This is a genomic window from Treponema putidum (assembly GCF_000755145.1).
Lineage (GTDB): Bacteria > Spirochaetota > Spirochaetia > Treponematales > Treponemataceae > Treponema_B > Treponema_B putidum.
Map to the genome: position 1 here is coordinate 1,305,146 of NZ_CP009228.1, position 16,065 is coordinate 1,321,210.

The window sequence follows — 16,065 nt, forward strand, 5'->3', positions numbered from 1 at the left end:
GTTTTAAATATGTTCAAAGGAGTATTGTTCTATTTTTTTTCCTGATTTACAAATTATTTCATAAAGACATATTTCCATAGCTATGTTTTGAAGACCGGTGCCTAAAGACCTTAATTCTAAATCGGTTTCCGATAAGAGTGCTATTATTTTTACACACTGAATCTCATTCCATAGTTTTGCGGCTCTTCTATATTGTGCCAATGCAGTTTTTCCTGAAAAACCGAAACGCTTCAAAGCAAAATCATCCAAATATTCGTTTTCTCTGTGTATTTTGTGCCAATCTTGTAATCGTCTGAAACAATAAGTTAAGCCTGCGATGGTTTGTACCGGAGATGAGTTTTTAGAAAGTATTATTTTTTGATTTATAGATAGGGCTGTTTCTAATCCGCCTAATGTTAAAGCATTGAACAGAGTAAAAGGTGTTTCTTCCTTATTATGTGCAAAAAGTTTTTCGATATTCTCTTGACCGATATGTGAACCTTTTTGAAAATAGAGCACTAAATGTGAACAGGCTGTTTTTAAAGCCTCAGTATTGTTTTCAACCAATTCCAAAAGCTCATCGACTGCTTCATCTTCAATCTCAATGCCCTCTCTAAAAAGAAATGAACGTACCCATTCCTGTTTTTTGTTTTCAAAAAGTTCCCAAAATATTTTTTGTTGAGTTTTAGGAACGGTATCGCTTATTTTTTTTGCGACGGATGTTTCATCTGAAATTAAAATTAAAAAAGAGCTGCCTGCGTTATTTTTTGAAACCGATTGAATCCAGCCGGTAAGCAAATCTATGTCTTCTTTTTTTTTGATAAGCTCTGCGGATTTTAATATAAGTAGTTTTGCAGAAGAAAAAAGAGATGCATTTTGCAATAGAGAAATTATATCTCCCATGCCGGTATCGCCTGCATATACCGTATGTGTTTCAATATCTCCGTATTGTTTTGAAAGAGTTTTTACTACTGTATCAATGGCTGAATTTCTTTCCCCTATTTCAGGTCCCATAAAAAGCCAAACAGGATTTTCCAATTGTTTCTCCTTAAAAAAACTCGTCGGGCATCTCTAAAAATCTAACAAAGTTTTTAGAAGATGCCAATTAGTATACAATAAATATAGAACTTTGTCAGCCGCTCTATTCGACGCATTTACTAAAGGCTAAGGCTATCGCCTTTGCTATAGCAACTGAGGCAGATCTTTGAGCATCGCTTTCGCTAAAACCTGCACCGCGTTTACTTATATTTTTTTTATAAAGGATTTCGTTTGTGCTTAGATTTTTTATTTCTATATCTGCGTTAAGTCTTACCAAAAATCCGTCAGCAGCTTTTAATACTTCATCTGTTTCTATCCTTGCATGAACAAAAAAGCCTTCAGATGAGTCTTCATTTTTTGTAAATAGTATTTTAAAATTCATGCTTTCTAAAATATCAAAAATTTTTTCTTCAATATTTGAGTTTTTTGGCTTGTCATGTTCTATAAAAAACGAAACGGTTCCTCTTTTTTCTTTTTTATTTTATTTTCCGGTTTTGTAAATTCAAAATTTATGACTTGTTTAAAAACAATTTGCTGAAGTTCTTTAATAGCTTCTCGATATTCGTTAAAATCTTTTGATCCTAACATTTGTTTGATTTCGGAAATATCCAATTCTATTCTTACACGGCCTTCGGTTTCAATTTTTTCATCATTCAAAATAAAATTTGCGGTGCCGCTTTTGTCTGTTTCAATGCCTTCGATTATTATGGAGGTATTATTTTTTATTTTTGTTTTGTAGCTTATTAGTAAGGGAACATTTTCTTCAGATGTTCCAATGCTTACGGAAATTAAATGCCCGTTTAAAGAATCTTTAAGCTCTTCTTTTTCCAATTTCGGTTTAATTTTTTTTAAGCTTTCTTTTGCATTTGAAATATTTTGTCTAAATTTTATATCCCCGTTTTCGATTCCGGAACTCAAGGCTGCGGACGCTGCTTTAATGTAATTAAGGGCAGCAGAATAATATTTTTCGCCTGCAAAAAAAGCGTCTGCCTTTTTTTCGGGTTCACTCACCGATAAAATTTTTTCTTCTGCAATTTTTAATAAGCGGTTTCTTTCTCTGAGGAGTTCTTGTTTATCATATTCCGCTAAAAGATAAACGGTAACACTGTCTTTATTTTTTTCGGTATAGCGGTTTTTTATTTTTAATTTTTTTATATTAGCAGCCGAAGACTGAGAAATTTCCGATTTTAATATTTTTTCAAGGTTTTCGACGGAACCTAAAGCGGTTGTTGTCGTTTCGGTTTTTATTGAAACTCCTAAATACCGTATGATTTCGTTTATAAGATTATTTTTTGCATCCGCCTCTGCAAGAGTAAAATTTTTATTTGTTCCTGAGGCTGTAAAGTATTCGTAGTCTGCATCGCCGGCGGGCACATTTTCTATCCAAGCAGGCAGATCTTCCTCAGGGTTACTTTTATAACTTGCACATGAGAATAAGGTTAAGGTTAAAATCAATAATAGTAATTTTTTTAATAGTTGTTTTTTTTTCAGCATAGTATTTGTTTTTTATTATAGATGATTTTTAAGCGATAACGGAAGAAAGAAAATTTTATAACTTTTAATAAATGGCTTCCTTTCTTCCGTAGTTTTAAAAGACTTATAGGCCTTCTGAAAGAGCTTCCCTTACTCTTTCGCGTACAACCTTCTCTTCTTCGCTCTTGGGCTTATCTTCATCTGCTCCGCTGATTGCATTTTGGATGAGTTTATCCAAGGTTTTTTTGGAGATGCTGTATAAGACTATGTATGTATAATCATCTCCCGTAGGATTTCCATCGGCATCGAAATATCTCCTCTGAACCCAATAATCGGTTTCTTTTTTAAAGCCGGAAAGTTTTGTCGAGGTAATTGTTTTGACTATATCTTCAAGATAACCTTCAACCTTGTCCTTATCGCCTGCAGCGGCCGCGGCGGCCTTGCTTTCTACTCTTACCTTAACCATTCTGGCCATTTCGGAAGGGACCGAAAAATCTCTTGTCCATAACTCGGCGCCTTCCAAGCTCTTTGATCTGGGCGACTCGAATTTAAAAAGATAAACATCCTTGCCCTTATAATCATCAGTTTTTTCGATGACATTGGGTTCTTCTGCAACCCAGCCGGGAACAGGCTTATCCCATTTAAGGTTTTTGTGGTCGAGCATTTCAGGTTTTTTAATCTTGCTCGATACGGTTCCAAGCGGTTTTAATTTGTTTGCACAGCCTGCTAAGGCTATAACTGCAACTGCTGCAAGGAACATAATCTTAATTGCTTTTTTCATATCTTGCCTCCTAAAATAATGCAAATATATTTTTAAAATTAGGCGTAATCTACGTCCAATTTAAAAGCCCGATTTAAATGTTAAGGTCTTGCCTCTTAATACTACCAATTTTATATTTTCAAAACCCGGAACGGAATCTGCAGTATCATAGATGACAGCTTCAAGGTCATCAATAGTTCCGAAAAATGAAACTGCATATTTTGTTTGTGCCGAGGATTGATATAAGGTTTTTATATCGTTTACATTTCCGCTTAAAGCTTTTCTAAAACGAGCCATGCTCTTGCTGTCAGGTGTTTCGTTTATAATAATTTCATAGCGTATTCCGCGGGAATAGGCTTTGGCTAAAAGAATCTTTGCCTGATCGACAGCTATGGGCAGGGCCTTGTTTACTGCGGATTGAATTGCATTTGATTGAGCATCATAGCTGCTTACTCGGCTAAAAGTTTTTTGGCTTGTGTAGGGGACAGAACCGAGTAACTCTCCTGTAGACGGATTGAATATCTTTAAGGTTATCTTTGCCGAACCGTAATAGCCGCTTGGTTCATAACCGCCTTCGGTTACCGCATCAATTTCCATATATACATCGGCGTTTAACTTTTGGGCTATCAACTGAATAGCCGACATTCCTTCATCGGTGCTTTCTTGGTAAATGAGGGCATTATCTTTTTTTAGTTTTTCGACCTCTTTTGAGTCTACGGCCCTATACCCCTGTTTTAAAAGAAAGGCATTTCCCGTTTCTACTGCGGCTTTAAGTAAAAATCTGTCCGCATCTGATTCTTCAGCATCAAAGACCATGTAGGTCATGTTTTCGATATAATTATTTAAAAATTGAAGATTTTTTTTTGCCTTCGGCAGAAGCTTGAGCTTCTTTTAAAATAAGGTCTGCATCCTTAGGTTTTTGTGCGGCATTAAAACTTTCTTGAGTCTTGCCATTTCCGAAAACTATATCATCCATTGATGTTCCGTTTGAGGGGTTACCGGAGCTTATACCTGCCGATGAAAGAGTTGTGGCTAGCTCATTCATTTTTACGGGGATTTTAATTTTAATTATGTATACTTCTCCGTTTTTGGATTTTTGTAGTACGTCTATTTTTTCGTTTACTACATATTCATTCGGATATTCGGTATCGTATATGATACTTTTAATTTTTTGGTAATTAGACTGTTCAGCTTGAAGGCCTATAATGTCGATAACTCCTTGCCTTATCGCTCCGATTTTTGCCTTATTTATAGCCTGTAAAAAGGAAGAATCCTCTCCCATTGAAGTATATTCTTTTGTTTCGGTATAAACCGGTTTTTTTACGTCTAATGCATCTTCAATACTCGCACAGGAAAAAAAGAAGAAAGATGCAGATAAAAGCAAAAAAAAGTGAAATCTTTTTCATCATATGTCTCCTAAAGTTATAATTTAATTGTAAAGCCGATTCCGGCAGTAAATCTTAAGATTCCTCCTATACCATTGTAAAAGGTTGCTCCCGTTTTTATGCCAAAGTCGCCTCCTATTTTAAAATTCTTTGTTACAAGAAAACTTGTATGCACAAAGGCTCTAAGCCCGGCTCCCGCAGGAATCGGAAATTTTTCTTTAGAACCGATTATAATCATTGTATAATAAAATTGAATTGTAGGCAAGATTTGTAAACGCCTAAAATATGTATTTCCTATCTCGGTACCCCCGAATATGGTCATAGGTGTTCCTATAGAAAGAATTTTAGCGGTGTTAGAGTCAAATGTCATCTCTGCCCCAAAACAGGGTCTAAAGCGGTAAAACCCCCTTGTTCCTGAAACATTAATACCGAAGGTTCCGCCTCCGTCATATAAACCTCTTTCGGCAACGAAAAAACCGAACTCGCCTAAGGCATAAACTCTGTATTCAAATGGCCCGTGAGGAACCTCTTTAATAGGATCTCCTAAATTTAAGCGCTTTTTTGAATAAAGTATTAATCCTTTGGAAAAATCGCTTTCCGTTTCGGTAACAACAATTAAGCCGGTTTCTTTCTTGCCGTCTTCACTTAAAACAACATATTCATCTCCAAGTTTCACGCCCATTTTTTTTCCAAGCTCAAAATGAACGGTGCCTTTTTCTGCCTTGATTATACCTGTTTTTATGGTAAAGGCTTCTATCTTACGCAGCTCAAGATCAAGTTTTTCCGATAGATTTTTAAGCGCTCTGCTGTATATTTTTTCATAGGTTTTGTCCACAGAGCTTATTTTTATATCAATTTTTTCTTTTAAATCTTCTTTTGAAGAATATATGTAGAATTCCAAAGCAATTTCTACCCTATATCCATCCGTTTCTCCCAAAAATAGATCATTGTATCGTTCCGTTGAAATTGAATAATCCGTAATTACAGGCATTACTACATAATAAGAATTGACCGTTTTTTCCCAGTCTGCTTTTGTAAAGGCTTCTAAACCCATTAAAACGGATTCGGGCAGTTCTGTGTTTTCTTCTCTTGATTGTTTTATAAGCTCGATAAATATGTCTACATCCGTTGAGGCAAGCCTGTATTCCAAGCCTATTATATTAAAACGTTCAAGGTTAAAAAAAACATTCATAACCGCTTCATCAATTCTATCAACTAATTCGTTTGGAATATGCCGGCCGTAATAGGAAGTTACAAAGACGGCAATATCCTTTTTTTCGCTGACCTTTTGAGCAAAAGAAATAGAGCAAAAAAATACAAGAAAAATAATATATAAAAACTTTCCTCTCACTTTGTTCATCGCCGTTTTTCTATTCTAAAATTGAGGTCAGTATATACCATTTGACTTAGATTTTCAAGTAACCCGATATGGACGGTTGCAGGGCTTATGCATGAGTGGTTGCGTTAAATAACATGTTGAACCTAAAGGAATCATCAAATGTACAAATTCATTTCCCTCCGGTCAGAGCTTGCTTTTTGCTTAAACACACCGCAAAAAGGGTTTGGCTGGAAGTTCGGCTTTGCCTCACTGCATGTAACGCTTCAATCGCTGTCCGAAAGAGATAGGTAGGATGTGAATAAATATAAAGTTTTGGGTTCATAAGTTTTATTTATGCCATATTTCAACTTCATCATTTCCAAAAAAGATTTTTTTTACATCATCAGAAATTTTTAGTTCATACAAAAATCTTCCTGTATCATTTTTTTTCTTAAAAATTGAAATTCTAATTTTTATTTTCAACTCATCATTTTTTTTTCTGTAAATCAATTTTTTTGATTACATAATTACTGTGCATACACAGTCCTGATATTTTTATTGAAAGTTCATTACCATTTCTATATTCTGTTATTTCAAAATTATCAATATCATTATACTCTAAAACCATTTGTGATAAACAACTCCATAAGCAAATACTTAAAATAGTTAATAAGGTAAATCTAATTATTACTTTTTTCATAGTCATCTCCTCATTCTACTGATGAATCATAAATAGGATCCGATGATACATTAAATGTACTACCTACCCCATAATACTAAGAACCAGAACTTCTGCCAACAGAATTTGATCTCGTACTAGAAGCCCTGCTGCTTGAATTTGGAATTTCTAAAGTTCCATTAGCTTTAGTTATTGACTGTTTCAAAGTTTCGGGATTATTAATAATTATCCAAGTATTAGCATTTAGATATTCGCCTGTATCATAATCCCAAGCATCTTGTGTAAATTTTGAACATGGTCCAAACAATTTCCATACATCTTTACCTTTTTTTATAATCATTAATTATTTTTAATAAAGCTCGTTCTTGGTTATCATTCAAGTGAACAGTTCTAGTTGCTTCGGCACCTCTATTTTGTTCAAGATTTCCAAATAAATCATTACCTTGTCCAGTAGGATTATTACCCCATGTTCCATATGTTGTCGTAACACCAGTACCATCTGGTGTATAAGAAATCCCAGCCTGCCCCCCATCAAAGAATTTCCAGTTGAATAAATAGTGAGTTTTCCACTCCTTCCATCTGGCTCGGTATATTTAATCGGATTATATAGCTCGAAGCTGCGCTGCATATACCCCGCGTAATGATACACATGTAAGTTCACAACATTAAATACACCTCCCATTCCCGGCAGGTTTTCATTGTGTTTCTTTGCTTCATCATCTATCGGGGCTGCGTTTAGGGGAGGGAAGACACTTTTGGCAGATAAAAATTCGCCTTGAAGTTGCGCTGGCTGTACCTTTCCTTCCCTATAACCCTTCCTATCTTCAAAATAGCTGCTTAAGGGCTCCGCCCTTAAGAATCCTGAAGTCTCCTTATAGCTTTTAGTACTACACAAAATACAAAAATAAATAAGTACTAGCACCTCGCTTGCTTCGAAGCTGAGACTATCGGATCGCTGCACCAATATCCCTCCAATCGCTGCCCGAAAGATGAGATAGTCAGGCTGTGAATACAAATAAGGTTTTGTTTTCATAATATTTTTTATCTTTTAGTTATTATACTATTATTTTAATAATATCACATTTCAGCCATTTATACAATTTAGTTTACGGGTTCCTTTTTTAAATATTGCATATACAGTATCAGTTTTTTGGGGAGGATAATCAATTCCACTATTTCCTATTCATATAGAAATCAATTTTGGAATAAAAAGCTTAAATCATATCTGCACTTTAAAAACTTTTTATAATAGTTTTTGTAAAAATAATCGATTTTTTTAAATTTTTTCTTGACATAATGAAATATGTGATTTATACTGTTAATAGAATGTTCTATTAACAGTATGTAATAAAAAAATAAAACTTATTAAAAAAAGGAGATTAAAATGGAATTCTTAAAATATGTTAAGAAAGAACCCTATCAGCTTTTTATTGATGGTAAGTATACTCCTTCTGAGGATGGTACTATTGTTGATGTAATTAACCCTGCCGATAACTTGCCTTTTGCTAAAGCCTATCGGGGTACAAAAACTGATTGCGAAAAAGCAATTGCTGCGGCAAGAAAAGCCTTTGATGAAGGCCCATACAGAAAAATGTCTGCAAAGGATCGTAGTAAATTATTATTAAAGGCTGCCCAAATTCTTGAAAGGCGTGCTGAAGAATTTGCAGTTATTGAAACACTTGAATGCGGTAAAAATTATAATGCATGCCGCTATTGGGAAGTTCCAATGGCCGTTGATTCCTTTGAATTTTTTGCAGGAAAGGCCAGGTGTTTGGATGGTAAGGTGGTGCCGAGTGAATATGGGACTCTTAATTATGTAACATGGAACCCTTGCGGAGTAGTAGGAGAAATTCTTCCATGGAACGGGCCATTTCTTATGGGATGTCAAAAAGTAAATGCAATTTTGGCAGCAGGCAATACCGTTATAATTAAGCCTCCAAGTTGGGGTGTGTTGTCAATGATTCTTATGGCAAGTGTTTATGAAGAAGCCGGCTTTCCTCCCGGTGTTGTTAATGTTGTAACCGGCTCAGGCGCTGAAGTAGGAAACTGTCTTGTCGAGAGTGAGCTTGTGGATATGGTATCTATGACGGGCGGGGTAGAAACAGGCCGCGAGATAATTACTCATTCTGCAAAATTAGTAAAAGATATTGCTCTGGAACTGGGCGGCAAAAGCCCTAACATTTTTTTTGAAGATGTTGATATTGATCAAGCTGCTCGTTTTGCTGTTTATGGTTTTACAAATCATGCGGGGCAGATATGTGTATCAGGTACAAGAATTTTAGTACAACGCCGTATATATGAACCTTTTATAAAAGCAATGGCCGATGTTGCTTCTAAATTAAAGCCTGGAGACGGTTTTGATCCGTCTGCAACTATGAATACCCTAATATCCCGAGAACATGCCGATACGGTATGGGGATACATTGAAAAAGGAAAAAAACAAAATGCAAGACTCGTTTGCGGCGGAAACCCATATTCGGAAGCTCTCTTAAAGAAGGGAAATTTTATTCCTCCGACTATTTTTGCAGATGTTACACCTGAAATGGATATATTCCAAAATGAAATCTTTGGGCCGGTTGCTTGTGTTACACCTTTTGATACGGAAGAAGAAGCTATTGCTTTGGCGAATGCAACTAAGTATGGTCTAGCCGGAGGCGTATTTACAAAAGATATAAAGAGAGCAATTCGTGTGGCAGACAGAATAAATAGCGGGCAGATTTATATAAACAATTACTTCAGTAAAGGTATGATTGAATCACCCGGCACCGGATGGAAAGAAAGCGGTATAGGGATAGCAGGAATACATAAATATATGATTTCAAAAACCGTATTCGTTGAAACTATTGATAATGTGTTACCCCCTATTTGATAACACTATTAAAAGGCAGATATTATGGGAGAAGATATTAAACAAAAAGAATCGGTGAATATTTCCATCGGTTCTAAAATTCGTGCCCTTAGAAAAGTGCGCAGTATTTCGTTACAACAAATGGCAAAAGATCTCGGCATGAGTTATTCTTACCTTTCAGGGTTAGAGAATGATAAGTATTCCGTTTCCATCACAAATTTACAAAAACTTGCAAATTATTTTAAGGTTAATCTTGTTTCTTTTCTTACTCCAAGCGGCCCTGTACCAAGAGTGTTCCGCAAAAAGGACTTGTACAGCAATGTCAATACCTACGATAACATTGCATATAAAGTTATTACTCCGGAAAGTTATACCCATTTACAGGTTAGCTATGCATATTTGCCGCCTAACGAACCGTCTGAACGAAACATTCACAAGCATGGTAAGGGACAAGAAATGATTTTAGTTTTAGACGGCTGTGTTTGTGTGATGGTTGAAGCCGAGAAATTTAAAATTGAACAAGGTGATTGTATTATTTTTGATGCTGACGTTGAGCACTTAATTTACACTGAGGAACAACCTGCTACTTTGGTGATAGTATCAAGCCCTCCTTACGGACAGCAAATTTTGCCTGAAAAAAAATAATAAAGTGATAGGAGAGTTATAGATGATATATAAGGCTATTCATTATATAAATCAATTTTATGCCGGTATAGGCGGTGAATCATCGGCAGAATCCGGTTTTATTGTTTTAAAAGAAAAAAAAGGGCCTGCTATAGGTTTAGAAGATTTATGGCAGGGAGAGATGATTGTGACAAAAGTTATTTGTTGCGGAGATAATTATATAAATGTTGATAATAACTTTGAAGAAGTCTGTAGACAGTTAAAAAAGATTGTAGAAGAAGAAAAACCGGATGTTTTAATTGCAGGCCCGGCATTTAACGCCGGAAGATACGGTATGGCTTGTGCTAAAATATGCGACTATGCTCGGCACCGTCTGAACATTCCGTCTGTTACGGCTATGTGGCATGAAAATCCTGCCGTAAAAATATATGTTAAAAATAATTATATAATAAGCAGCACTGAGACTGCCGCGGGAATGCACAAAACATTAGAGAACTTAGCAAAGCTGGCTTTAAAACTTGCTAAAAGAGAAAAAATAGGACCTGCCCGTATTGAAGGATATTTACCGACAGGGCACCGTTATAATGAATACAATCAAAAAACAGGTGCCCAAAGAGTGGTAGATATGTTATTGGATAAGTTAAACGGCAGACCCTATCAAACTGAAGTTCCTCTACGGGGCTTTGAGAGAGTTCCTCCTGCTCCGCCTATTCGTGAAATGAACAAAACAACTATAGCCTTATTTACTACAGGCGGATTAGTTCCTATTGGGAACCCTGATAAACTTAAACAAGCCTTTGCTGAAGACTTTAAAGTTTATGATATTTCTAATCGAAAAACTTTGCCGCAAGGAGTGTATGAATCCATTCATGGAGGATATGATACCACTGCAGCAAGTGCGGATCCTCATAGGTTAATTCCTTTAGATGCTTTAAGACAATGTGAAGCAGAAGGTATTATTGGAGGAGTATATCCTTACTTTGGAACTACATGCGGTGTAGGTACAAATGTGGCGATTAGTGAGTCCATGGGTAAAGCGTGGGCAAATAAACTTAAAGAAGAACATGTAGGAGCTGTAATTTTAACCAGTACGTGAGGAACCTGTACTCGTTGCGGTGCAACGATTTGCAAAGAATTGGATCGTGCGGGTATCCCGAATGTACATATAAACGCCTTTACTTCCATATCCGAAAGTGTCGGAGCAAACCGAATTGTTTTTGGCGGAGGCTTTACCGCGCCTGCCGGTGATCCTCTGCTGCCTCTTGAACGTGAAACGGCATATAGACGTAAAATTATTGATAAAGCTTTAGAAGCCTTGCAGACAGAAGTCTTATCACCTACGATTTTTACTGTAGATCATGGTAAGGAGGGTTAAATATGGATGATATGATTTTAACACGTCAGTATTTTGATGTTAAAGATGTTAAGTTTGGGGATAAATGTTCATTCTCCAATGGAGTTTTAACGGTTTGTGAAAATGAATTGAAAGAAATTACCCGAGATTTATTTAATGCCGTTAAAGGGTTTAGATTGGAGATTACCCATCCCGGCGAAGACGCCCGTATAATTCATGTGTTGGATACTCTTGCATCTATGGTAAAACTTAAAGGCGAGGGACAGCAATATTCCGGCTTTTTTGGAAATCCTTTTACTGTAGGCCGAGGTATAACAAATATCTTTTCAGGTTTTTCTGTTATGGAGAGTGCTGCTCTTCCATGGGATGAGACTAATGCATCAAGCGGTTTGTTGTATCCTCGTGATGCTATAATTGAAATAACCGGTGAGTATGCTCAATATACCCCATTTTCCGAAACGCATAACCTAGTGATAGTATATGATTTAAATGAGGGAAAATCTGCAATGGAATATGACAATGATATCCGCCTGATAGCTATAAAAATATCTACATATCTTGCAGAGCTTACTCGAACTCTTAAACCTGACCGTACCGAAACATTTCAAACTTTACAAAATAATGACTCCCTTCCAAATGTTGTTTTGGTATGGCAATGCCAAAATCAGGGGCCATATGCCGATACTTTTTTATATGGGTTGCCTATTGATGATATTGTGCCCACTATCCTGCATCCTAATGAGATGCTTGACGGATGTATAGTAAGCGGAAATTATGTATGGCCTGCCTTTAAGGTACCGACATACTTGCATGTCAATCATCCTATTTTGTTGGACTTATACCGCCGTCATGGTAAGGAATTATGGTTTAAAGGTGTTATTCTATGTCGAAGTCATAACCCAAGCAACTGGCATAAACAAAGATGTGCAAGCCATTGTATTAAACTTGCGCAAATGCTTGAGGCGGATGGATTGGTGATGGCTTGGGAAGGCGGCGGAAATGCCTGTGTAGACGGGATGCTTACTATTCAAACAGCAGAAAACCATGGAATAAGGGCTTCGACAATTACTTTTGAATTCGGAGGAAAAGACGGAACTGAAGGTGTTTTGCTTGTTGATCACTTCCCTGAAGCGGATGCAGTTTGTACAGGAGGTTCTATTGAAAAGCCTGTATATCTCAAGCAAGTTAAGCGTGTTGTAGGAGGAGATACATTCCGGCTTAATAAGGAATCCGGAGGCTTTTTTCCTCCATCAAAAAACGAATTGGTTTTGGAAAATACAACACATCTTTATCTAGGCGGAAATCAGTGCGGCTACAGCAAAATATTTGCTGAGGCTTACTGATACTATATATTTTATTCAAATTCATCTTTAAGATGAAAGGAGAGCTTATGAAGCGAAGAATGAACAATATTTTTCGAAGTGACGGAAAGGCTTTTGTGCTTGCGTTAGACCATGCTGCAATGATGCCGTCTCCGGATTTGCATGATGCCGGCCATGTTATACGGGAAGCTGTGGCCGGAGGTGCTGATGCTTTTTTGACGACTTATGGTATGATAAAAAATTTCCAAAAAGAGTTTGGAAACACCGGTCTTATCATGAGGGCTGATGGAGGCATTTCTTCATTACGGAAGCTGATGGAACGGCTTGATTTATTGTATTCGGCAGAAGACGCTGTAAGGGTTGGAGCAGATGCTATGTTATGTATGGGCTATCCGGGCTCTACTGATAATGAGCATACTCTCAAATACCTTGCAAAACTTTGTGCCGATGGAGAACGATTAGGGCTGCCCATAGGAGCTGAAATGCTTCCGTTTGGGTTTGAAAAACACGAAGGAGTTGATACTCGTTCAGTTGACAATATAAAGTTCGCTTGCCGCCAAGGAGCAGAACTTGGGGCCGACTTTATCAAAACAGAATTTGTAGGTAAGGATGATTTTATTGGAGTTACCGAAAGCTGCTTTGCACCTATTTTGGTGCTTGGAGGAAGTAAGGCAAAATCCGAAGAAGAGATCTTTTTGGATATTAAGTCTGCATTGGACGCAGGAGCAAAAGGCATAATTATGGGACGGAATATATACCGTAATCCCAATATTGCCCGTTTTTGTGAAGCAATATCGGCTGTGATACATGACAATGCTTCCGTTGCTCAAGCTCTTTCCATACTTAAATAGGAGGATATGGTATGTCAATAAAAATTAGAACTGCCGCAGTTACAGGCTCGCATAAAATAGAAATCTTAGAACTGAATACGCCTGATCTTAGAAGAGGCGAGGTACTTATCAAAGTGCACGCAGTTGCTCTTTGTACTTTGGAGCAGCGGATTTTCCGAGGTGAAATTCATATGCCTCTGCCTTGTACCGGCGGCCATGAGGTTTCAGGTGAAATAGTTTCCTTCGGCGATGGGGTAAATACAAAAAAATGGGCTGTAGGAGATAGGGTGGCTGTCCGCTTGCTTTATAATTGCGGTGAGTGCCATTACTGTCATAGCGGACATAATAATTTATGCGAGCGCGCACAAAAAAAACCTGTAAGAGAAAATTTATTGGTAGGCCCCGGCGGTTTATGTGATTACATCATTGTCAATACTTCCGATCTTTTCCCTTTTTCGGACAGACTCAGCTACGAGGAAGCTTGTCTTACAGAACCCTTAGCTTGCTGTGTTCACAGTATAGAAAGAGCAAATCTCCAACTGAGCGAAGATGTTGTTGTAATAGGAGGCGGCATCATGGGGCAATATCATATAATGTTGGCTAAATGCCGCGGGTGCAGGGTTATTTTAAGCGAAGTTGATCCGGAAAGACGTAAATTAGGAGAACAGTTGGGAGCGGACATAGTCTTTAATCCCTTGGAGAATGACCCTGTTACATTTGTACAGGGTGTAACAAATGGACGGGGAGCGGATGCCGTATTTAATACAACACCGATACCTGAAGTTGTTCCTCAAGCAATAGCAATGACCGGTAAATGCGGCAGAATGATCCAATACAGTTCAATGCATCCTGATTCTCCCACTCTTGTTAGTCCCCAAATGCTGCATGGAAGTGAAATTGTTTTAACCGGAGCAATCAGTCCCGATGAAAAAAACTTTTATACCGCAAATAGATTATTGTCTTCAGGTATTATTAATTGCAAACCCCTGATAGCTAAAAAATTTCCTTTTGAAGAAGCTCAAAAGGCTTTTGAAGCGGCTATTGTTCCGGGTACATTTCGTGTAATTATTACAGATTAAAAATTTTATTTTTATGGAGGTTTATATGAAAATAAAAGAAAATGAAAAATTGGGTTTAGGCTCATGTGTAACTATTCTTGTTGGAGGCTGTATCGGAAGCGCTATTTTTTCTCTTTCCGGAATGACTATGTATTATGCAGGCCCCGCAGCTCTTATTACATGGTTTATTGCTGCCTTGATTTTAGGCTTGTATGGAATTCAGGTTGCTGAATTATCAATTCGATATCCTAAATCGGGGGGTGTATTTGTATTTCCTGCAAAAGCAATGGGTAAAAATGAGCGGGAAGGAAAAGTATGGGGATTTATTTCTGCTTGGGGCTATATTATTGCGAATATAATTGCAGTAGCTTTTGCTGCTATTTATGTATCTGTATACTTATCCGTCGGTTTTCAAGCTCTAGCCGGATTTAGAATTCCATTGGCAATTATTTCTATTGTTATATGTACGGCTCTTAACTTAATAAAAATTACAAGTGCAGGAAAGTACAATAATGTGTTGGTAGCTTTACTTGTGATAACCATGCTTATTTTTGCAAGCATTGCTCTGTTTGCCGGTAAATGGAATCCTCAAAACATGGTTCCATTTTTTACACAAGGTGCTAAAGGAGTAGCCGGTTTTATTCAAGCTATTCCTAATGCTATGGTTGGGTATGGCTCTGTAGTGGCTATCGCCTTCATGGTTGGAGAAGTAGAGAATCCGAATCGAACTGTTCCTAAATCATTGGCTATTTCTCTTATTCTTGTTGTTCTCTTGTATCAGCTTATGATTTTAGGGACTATGGGAAATATTACCGCAGAATTTTTAATTAAGAATCCCGGTATGAGATTTATACCTATGTTTGCTGCGGCTTTTACATCTCTTAATATGTTCCCATGGCTCTCAAAACTGATTTCTATTTCGGCCACGCTTGCCTTATTGACGACCATGCTTGTTGTCGGGTTCTTAAATGCCCGTGCCGTATGTTCAATGGCAAATGCAAAAATGCTGCCGGCATTTTTCGGTAAAGTCAATAAAAATGGGGTTCCATCCACAGCCTGTCTTACCTTGTCAGCATGTACAATTGTCCTAAGTTGTTTTCCAAGCATTACAGAGTTATTGATAAATCTGGGATCAATTTCGGCAGCAATCACTATAGTTATTGTGTGTTTTTCTTTAATAGCCTCTCGAAAAAAACTACCCCATGTAGAAGGTAATTATGCAGCTCCCGGAGGAAATATTGTTTCAGTATTGACGATTATTCTGATAGTAGTTTGTTATATTCCTGCTATTTTTAATGGCAGTGTATATATGTGGTTATTCACGGTTATTTTATATGCTATCGGCGGAATTATTATGTTTATAATGATGAAACAAAATAAGGCCGATTAAGCCTTAA

15 protein-coding genes and 1 pseudogene are annotated in these 16,065 nt (G+C 37.1%); 7 read left to right on the forward strand and 9 right to left on the reverse strand.

The window, feature by feature from the left end; all coding sequences use genetic code 11:
* Positions 1 to 3: 3 nt before the first annotated feature.
* The 9 genes and pseudogenes from holA to JO40_RS13115 all read right to left on the reverse strand — a co-directional run bounded on the left by holA (position 4) and on the right by JO40_RS13115 (position 7,665).
* Positions 4 to 1,017, reverse strand: coding sequence for a DNA polymerase III subunit delta (gene holA, locus JO40_RS05850; protein ID WP_044978529.1), 1,014 nt, complete (start codon positions 1,015 to 1,017; stop codon positions 4 to 6).
* Positions 1,018 to 1,120: 103 nt separating this feature from the next.
* Positions 1,121 to 2,508: pseudogene (locus JO40_RS05855) on the reverse strand (hypothetical protein).
* Positions 2,509 to 2,614: 106 nt separating this feature from the next.
* Positions 2,615 to 3,271, reverse strand: coding sequence for a hypothetical protein (locus JO40_RS05860; protein WP_044978530.1), 657 nt, complete (start codon positions 3,269 to 3,271; stop codon positions 2,615 to 2,617).
* 60 nt (positions 3,272 to 3,331) lie between these two features.
* On the reverse strand, positions 3,332 to 4,066 hold the full coding sequence (locus JO40_RS14570) for a DUF6175 family protein (protein WP_245609036.1): 735 nt from the start codon (positions 4,064 to 4,066) through the stop codon (positions 3,332 to 3,334).
* A 22-nt stretch (positions 4,067 to 4,088) separates the two neighbouring features.
* Entirely contained in the window at positions 4,089 to 4,634 is a 546-nt protein-coding gene (locus tag JO40_RS14575; protein ID WP_245609037.1) for a hypothetical protein, read from the reverse strand.
* A gap of 38 nt (positions 4,635 to 4,672) precedes the next feature.
* Complete coding sequence (locus JO40_RS05870) at positions 4,673 to 5,995, reverse strand: hypothetical protein (protein WP_044978531.1); 1,323 nt, start codon at positions 5,993 to 5,995, stop codon at positions 4,673 to 4,675.
* Positions 5,996 to 6,440: 445 nt separating this feature from the next.
* A complete protein-coding gene (locus tag JO40_RS05875; protein ID WP_044978532.1) occupies positions 6,441 to 6,653 on the reverse strand; it encodes a hypothetical protein in 213 nt (70 codons plus the stop codon).
* A 76-nt stretch (positions 6,654 to 6,729) separates the two neighbouring features.
* Complete coding sequence (locus JO40_RS05880; RefSeq protein WP_044978533.1) at positions 6,730 to 6,972, reverse strand: hypothetical protein; 243 nt, start codon at positions 6,970 to 6,972, stop codon at positions 6,730 to 6,732.
* A gap of 36 nt (positions 6,973 to 7,008) precedes the next feature.
* The gene (locus JO40_RS13115; protein ID WP_245609038.1) at positions 7,009 to 7,665 is read right to left on the reverse strand and encodes a hypothetical protein; all 657 of its coding nucleotides are present in this window, start codon (positions 7,663 to 7,665) and stop codon (positions 7,009 to 7,011) included.
* 351 nt (positions 7,666 to 8,016) lie between these two features.
* Here JO40_RS13115 and JO40_RS05890 point away from each other — a divergent pair, with 351 nt between their 5' ends.
* From JO40_RS05890 to JO40_RS05925, 7 genes are read left to right on the forward strand one after another with little or no spacing between them, the layout of a single operon-like run.
* A complete protein-coding gene (locus JO40_RS05890) occupies positions 8,017 to 9,501 on the forward strand; it encodes an aldehyde dehydrogenase family protein (RefSeq protein WP_044978534.1) in 1,485 nt (494 codons plus the stop codon).
* Between the two features lie 24 nt (positions 9,502 to 9,525).
* Positions 9,526 to 10,125, forward strand: coding sequence for a helix-turn-helix domain-containing protein (locus tag JO40_RS05895; protein ID WP_044978535.1), 600 nt, complete (start codon positions 9,526 to 9,528; stop codon positions 10,123 to 10,125).
* Between the two features lie 22 nt (positions 10,126 to 10,147).
* Positions 10,148 to 11,479: a glycine/betaine/sarcosine/D-proline family reductase selenoprotein B gene (locus JO40_RS05900; RefSeq protein WP_144242249.1), complete on the forward strand. Its 1,332-nt coding sequence runs from the start codon at positions 10,148 to 10,150 to the stop codon at positions 11,477 to 11,479.
* A gap of 2 nt (positions 11,480 to 11,481) precedes the next feature.
* Positions 11,482 to 12,801, forward strand: a complete 1,320-nt coding sequence (locus tag JO40_RS05910; RefSeq protein WP_044978538.1) for a glycine/sarcosine/betaine reductase component B subunit — start codon at positions 11,482 to 11,484, stop codon at positions 12,799 to 12,801.
* A 47-nt stretch (positions 12,802 to 12,848) separates the two neighbouring features.
* Positions 12,849 to 13,631 carry a class I fructose-bisphosphate aldolase gene (locus JO40_RS05915; RefSeq protein ID WP_044978539.1) on the forward strand — a complete coding sequence of 261 codons (783 nt, stop codon included), beginning with the start codon at positions 12,849 to 12,851 and terminating at the stop codon, positions 13,629 to 13,631.
* Positions 13,632 to 13,642: 11 nt separating this feature from the next.
* Positions 13,643 to 14,689, forward strand: a complete 1,047-nt coding sequence (locus JO40_RS05920; RefSeq protein ID WP_044978540.1) for a zinc-dependent alcohol dehydrogenase — start codon at positions 13,643 to 13,645, stop codon at positions 14,687 to 14,689.
* A gap of 25 nt (positions 14,690 to 14,714) precedes the next feature.
* On the forward strand, positions 14,715 to 16,058 hold the full coding sequence (locus JO40_RS05925) for an APC family permease (protein ID WP_044978541.1): 1,344 nt from the start codon (positions 14,715 to 14,717) through the stop codon (positions 16,056 to 16,058).
* Positions 16,059 to 16,065 lie beyond the last annotated feature (7 nt).

Excerpts from the sequence above, each read along its gene's own strand:
- JO40_RS05920 (WP_044978540.1), top strand. The coding sequence starts at position 13,643 with ATGTCAATAAAAATTAGAACTGCCGCAGTTACAGGCTCGCATAAAATA.
- JO40_RS05860 (WP_044978530.1), bottom strand. The coding sequence starts at position 3,271 with ATGAAAAAAGCAATTAAGATTATGTTCCTTGCAGCAGTTGCAGTTATA.
- JO40_RS05890 (WP_044978534.1), top strand. The coding sequence starts at position 8,017 with ATGGAATTCTTAAAATATGTTAAGAAAGAACCCTATCAGCTTTTTATT.
- JO40_RS05915 (WP_044978539.1), top strand. The coding sequence starts at position 12,849 with ATGAAGCGAAGAATGAACAATATTTTTCGAAGTGACGGAAAGGCTTTT.
- JO40_RS05875 (WP_044978532.1), bottom strand. The coding sequence starts at position 6,653 with ATGAAAAAAGTAATAATTAGATTTACCTTATTAACTATTTTAAGTATT.
- JO40_RS13115 (WP_245609038.1), bottom strand. The coding sequence starts at position 7,665 with ATGAAAACAAAACCTTATTTGTATTCACAGCCTGACTATCTCATCTTT.
- JO40_RS05895 (WP_044978535.1), top strand. The coding sequence starts at position 9,526 with ATGGGAGAAGATATTAAACAAAAAGAATCGGTGAATATTTCCATCGGT.
- JO40_RS05925 (WP_044978541.1), top strand. The coding sequence starts at position 14,715 with ATGAAAATAAAAGAAAATGAAAAATTGGGTTTAGGCTCATGTGTAACT.
- JO40_RS05910 (WP_044978538.1), top strand. The coding sequence starts at position 11,482 with ATGGATGATATGATTTTAACACGTCAGTATTTTGATGTTAAAGATGTT.
- JO40_RS05880 (WP_044978533.1), bottom strand. The coding sequence starts at position 6,972 with ATGATTATAAAAAAAGGTAAAGATGTATGGAAATTGTTTGGACCATGT.
- JO40_RS14570 (WP_245609036.1), bottom strand. The coding sequence starts at position 4,066 with ATGGTCTTTGATGCTGAAGAATCAGATGCGGACAGATTTTTACTTAAA.
- JO40_RS05870 (WP_044978531.1), bottom strand. The coding sequence starts at position 5,995 with ATGAACAAAGTGAGAGGAAAGTTTTTATATATTATTTTTCTTGTATTT.